At 67.9% G+C, this 4,604-nt stretch carries 3 protein-coding genes and 2 pseudogenes; 4 read left to right on the forward strand and 1 reads right to left on the reverse strand.

Annotation, left to right across the window (positions count from 1 at the left end; all coding sequences use genetic code 11):
- Positions 1–997: IS110 family transposase (locus VNS22_RS06245; RefSeq protein ID WP_325730689.1), on the forward strand; the 997-nt coding region annotated here is incomplete at its 5' end.
- A 109-nt stretch (positions 998–1,106) separates the two neighbouring features.
- Here VNS22_RS06245 and VNS22_RS06250 read toward each other — a convergent pair.
- A pseudogene (locus VNS22_RS06250) lies at positions 1,107–1,970 on the reverse strand (IS256 family transposase); the annotation flags it as partial.
- A gap of 294 nt (positions 1,971–2,264) precedes the next feature.
- Here VNS22_RS06250 and kdpF point away from each other — a divergent pair.
- From kdpF to VNS22_RS06265, 3 genes and pseudogenes are all read left to right on the forward strand, one after another.
- Positions 2,265–2,360 (forward strand): K(+)-transporting ATPase subunit F, encoded by a 96-nt coding sequence (gene kdpF, locus VNS22_RS06255; protein ID WP_325730691.1) that lies wholly within the window; start codon positions 2,265–2,267, stop codon positions 2,358–2,360.
- A gap of 25 nt (positions 2,361–2,385) precedes the next feature.
- The gene (kdpA, locus tag VNS22_RS06260; RefSeq protein ID WP_325730693.1) at positions 2,386–4,095 is read left to right on the forward strand and encodes a potassium-transporting ATPase subunit KdpA; all 1,710 of its coding nucleotides are present in this window, start codon (positions 2,386–2,388) and stop codon (positions 4,093–4,095) included.
- A 23-nt stretch (positions 4,096–4,118) separates the two neighbouring features.
- A pseudogene (locus VNS22_RS06265) lies at positions 4,119–4,604 on the forward strand (potassium-transporting ATPase subunit B); the annotation flags it as partial.

Raw genomic sequence — 4,604 nt, forward strand, 5'->3', positions numbered from 1 at the left:
GATCGCCCCTGCGCAGGTGAAGACCGACAAGATCGATGCCGGCGTGCTGGCGAGCCTGCATGCCGCCGGCTACCTGCCAGAAGTCTGGACACCGGATGCGGCCACCGAGCGCCTGCACCGTCTGGTTACTCGGCGCGACCAGGTCGTGCGGCATCGGACGCGGATCAAGAACGAGGTGCACGCGATCCTGCACGCGCACCTGATCCCCCGCTGCCCGCACGCCGATCTGTTCAACCAGCGCGGCCGGGCATGGCTCAGCCGGCAGCCGCTGCCCGACGATGAGAAGGCTGCCATCGAGCGCCATGTTCGGGAGCTCGACCGGCTGGGCGAGGACCTGGTCCTGTTGGACCGTGAGGTAGCGCAGAGTGTTATTGCGGATCCTGCCGTGGCACGGCTGACCACTGTCACCGGCATCAACGTCGTGGTGGCCGCCGGGCTGGTTGCCGCGATCGGCGACATCCGCCGCTTTGCCTCGCCACAGAAGCTCGTCAGCTATGTCGGCCTCAATCCGCGGGTGCGGCAGTCCGGGCTCGGCCTCGCCCAGCACGGCCGGATCAGCAAGGTCGGGCGCAGCCATGCCCGTGCCATGCTGGTCGAAGCAGCGTGGACGGCTGCCAAGGCACCAGGCCCACTGCATGCCTTCTTCGTCCGCATCCGTGCCCGGCGGGGGCATCAGGTCGCCGCCGTCGCGGTCGCCCGCAAGCTCGTCGTCCTGCGCTGGCACCTGCTGACCAAGCAGGTCGACTATCTGTGGGCACGACGGCCGGCCCTGGTGGCGGCCAAGAAGCGCGGTCTGGAACTGAAGGCTGGCCAGCCGGTCAGGAAGGGCAATCAGCCTGGGCCCGCGCATGCCTACAACGTCAAGGCGCTTCGCGATCAGGAGATGGCAATCGCGACGCAGGCAGAGCGGGCCTACGAGCAGTTCGTCGCTCATTGGCAACCACGCGGACCAGGCCACGGAGTGCGCGAGCGCCTCAAGCCGGCCAGGTACGAATGATCAGGCGGCCCGGCGGAGCCTGCAGCCGACGCCCCGCTCTTCGCCACGAGGTCGCCCACGCCCCAAGATCATAGCACGAGACCGCATCGGCCGCTTGTCGATCTCATCCGTAGGACACGAAGTCCAGGCTGTGGCGGAGCAGATGTACGATACAGGTCTGCACCGTCGCTTCCGGGAACACTGCGAGAATGGCCTCTGGAAAGCCTTTCAGGCCGTCGACCACCGCGATCAGCACGTCCTCGACGCCCCGGTTGCGGAGTTCGTTCATGACCCGCAGCCAGAACTTCGCTCCATGATCCGGCAGCAGCCGGATCATCCGATCTCCGCAGGAGCCCGAGCCAGCAGGCCCGGGAGGCGTTCTGCTCCAGCCACAGGCCCAGGATCTCCTTGGTTCCGTCGGCGCGGACGCCAAGGGCGATGTGCACCGCCTTGTTCCTGACCATGCCTTCATCGCGGATCTTCACGCGTAAGGCATCGAAGAAGACCAGGGGGTAGACCGGCTCCAGCGGCCGGGCCTGCCAGACGGTAATCTCCTCGAGCACCGCATCCGTCACCACACTGATCAGATCGGGCGAGACGTCGATGCCGTAGAGATCCTGCAGGTGGCCACGATCTCCCGGGCACTCATCCCGCGAGCATACATCGAGATGATCTTGTCGTCGACGCCAGGAAAGCGGCGTTGATACTTGGCGATCAACTGCGGGTCGAAGCTGGCCTGCTGGTCGCGCGGCACCTCCAGGTCGATCCGCCCCGTGTCGGTAACGACGGTCTGCTTGCCGTAGCCGTTGCGGCTGTTCCCGACCTCGTCACCAGCCAAGTGGTGGTCCATCTCTGCATTCAGGGCTCGCTCGGCCAAGGCCTTCTTCAGCTCGTCAAGCAGCCCGTTCGGATCGAACGCCGTCTTCGGATCAGCGCCCGCCAGCAGCTGGTCTAAGAGCCCGTCCGGGATCTTCGGCTCTTTGCGTCGTGGCATGTCGGGCCTCCTTCGCGCCCATCATGCCCACCGATACACGGCATTCCTGATACTCCCGCCACCACTACCTCAAGCAGCCGCCTCGGGGAAAGCTGGGGCGGCTGCACCCTCGGCCGCACCCCTTTATGCAATCCTTATCCTATTCGGGTGGATCTCACGTGGTCTGCTTATGCGGCTCAGCCCTAGAAGGGCTGCTCCACCACGGAGATCGGCCATGCTCGACATCATCTACCTTGCGACAGGTATCGGCTTCTTCCTGCTGATGGCCGGCTATCTGCGTCTAGCCGCGCGGGCATGACGACCATGCTGGACCTGATCCTCGGCACCGTGGTGGCCCTGGGCCTCGCCGCCTATCTCTTGGCGACCCTGGTGTCGCCCGAGAAGTTCTGAACCGGCCGCGGGACCTCCGATCGCCATGACCACCGATGGCTGGCTGCAGATCGCCCTCCTGTTCGCCGTCGTGCTGCTCACCGCGGCACCGCTCGGCGGCTTCATGGCGCGCGTCTATGCCGGCGAACGCAACCTCCTCACTCCCATCCTCGGCCCGGTCGAGCGCTTCCTCTACCGCCTGGCCGGGGTCGACCCCGCCGCCGAGCAGAGCTGGCTCGGCTACACGCTCGGCATGCTCGCCTTCAACGCGGCGGGCTTCCTGTTCCTCTACCTCCTGCTGCGCCTGCAGGGCGTCCTGCCGCTGAACCCGCAGGGCTTCCCGGGCGTGGCCCCCGACCTCGCCTTCGACACCGCGGTCAGCTTCGTGACCAACACGAACTGGCAGTCCTATGCGGGCGAGACCACCATGAGCCATGGGAGCCAGATGGCCGGGCTCACCGTGCAGAACTTCCTGTCCGCCGCCACCGGGCTCGCCCTTGCGCTGGCGCTGGTGCGGGGCTTCGCGCGCTCCAATGCCGGCACGGTCGGCAACTTCTTCGTCGATATGACCCGTTCGACCCTCTACATCCTCCTGCCGCTGGCGGTCGTGACCGCCCTGCTGCTGGTGGCGCTGGGGATGCCGCAGACGCTCGACGCGTCCGCGACCGCGACCACGCTGGAGGGTGCGCAGCAGACCATGGCGCTGGGGCCGGTGGCCTCGCAGGTCGCGATCAAGCAGCTCGGCACCAATGGCGGTGGCTTCTTCAACGCCAATGCCGCGCATCCCTTCGAGAACCCGACCGCGATCGCGAACCTCGTACAGACCTGGCAGATGCTGGTGATAGCGACAGCGCTCGTCTTCGCCTTCGGCCGCCTGGTCGGCGACCGCCGCCAGGCCCGGGCATTGCTGGCGGTCATGGGCCTCCTGCTGATCGCCGGCACCGCCGCCACTTATGCCGCGGAAGCGCAGGGCACCCCGCTCCTGGCGTCCCTCGGGCTGGATCCCGCCGGCGGCAACATGGAGGGCGAGGAGGTGCGTTTCGGCCTGGCGCTCTCGGCCCTTTGGGCCGCCGTCACCACGGGCCTGAGCTGCGGTGCGGTCAACGCCATGCACGGCTCGTTCACCCCGATCGGCGGCATGGTCCCGATGCTCTTGATCCAGCTGGGCGAGATCCTGCCGGGCGGCGTCGGCTCCGGCCTCTACGGTCTCCTGGTGATGGCGATCATCGCCGTGTTCGTGGCGGGGCTGATGGTCGGGCGGACACCCGAATATCTCGGCAAGAAGATCGAGGTCCGCGAGGTCAAGATGGCCGTGCTCGCGATCCTGATCCTGCCGGTCGCCATCCTGGGCTTCTCGGCGATCGCCGCCGTGCTCCCGGCAGCCCTGGCCGGCCTGGGCAATGCCGGCCCGCACGGCCTGTCCGAGATCCTCTACGCCTATTCGTCGGCGGCCGGGAACAACGGCTCGGCCTTCGCCTCCCTCTCGGCCAACACGCCCTGGTGGAACACGACCCTGGGCCTGGCGATGCTGCTCGGCAGGTTCGCCTATATCGTGCCGATGATGGCGATCGCCGGCTCGCTCGCCGCCAAGACCCGCGCCAAGGCATCGGCCGGCACCTTCCCGACCCACGGGCCCCTGTTCGTCGGCCTCCTCGCCGGCGTGATCCTCATCCTGGGCGGTTTGCAGTTCTTCCCGGCCCTGGCCCTCGGCCCGATCGCCGAAGAGATGCAGATGCTGGCCGGCAAGACCTTCTGACCGCCGCTTACGGAGCCATCGACATGACGGCCAACACGGCCTCCCCGGCCCGCCCCGCTCTGCTGGGGCAGGCGGCGATCGACGCCCTGCGCAAGCTCGACCCCAGGGCGCTGGTGAAGAACCCGGTCATCTTCGTCACCGAGATGGTGGCGCTGCTGGTGACCGCCCTGTTCCTGCGCGACCTCCTGGCCGGCCATTCCACCGGCTTCGGCCTGCAGATCATGGTCTGGCTGTGGTTCACGGTCCTGTTCGCGAACTTCGCCGAGGCGATCGCGGAAGGCCGCGGCCGCGCCCAGGCCGACACGCTGCGCCGCGCCCGCACCGACACCGTCGCCAAGCGCCTGCCCGACCGGCACCGGCAGGGCCGGGTGGAGCAGGTGGCGGCCCTCGACCTGAAGGTCGGCGACCTCGTCCTGGTCGAGGCCGGCGACCTCATCCCCGGCGACGGCGAGATCGTGGAGGGTATCGCCTCGGTCAACGAGGCGGCGATCACCGGCGAATCCGCCCCC

This window comes from Geminicoccus sp., assembly GCF_035556675.1.
GTDB lineage: Bacteria > Pseudomonadota > Alphaproteobacteria > Geminicoccales > Geminicoccaceae > Geminicoccus.

Coding starts and splice junctions, on each gene's coding strand:
- kdpF (WP_325730691.1), top strand. CDS start 2,265: ATGACGACCATGCTGGACCTGATCCTCGGCACCGTGGTGGCCCTGGGC.
- kdpA (WP_325730693.1), top strand. CDS start 2,386: ATGACCACCGATGGCTGGCTGCAGATCGCCCTCCTGTTCGCCGTCGTG.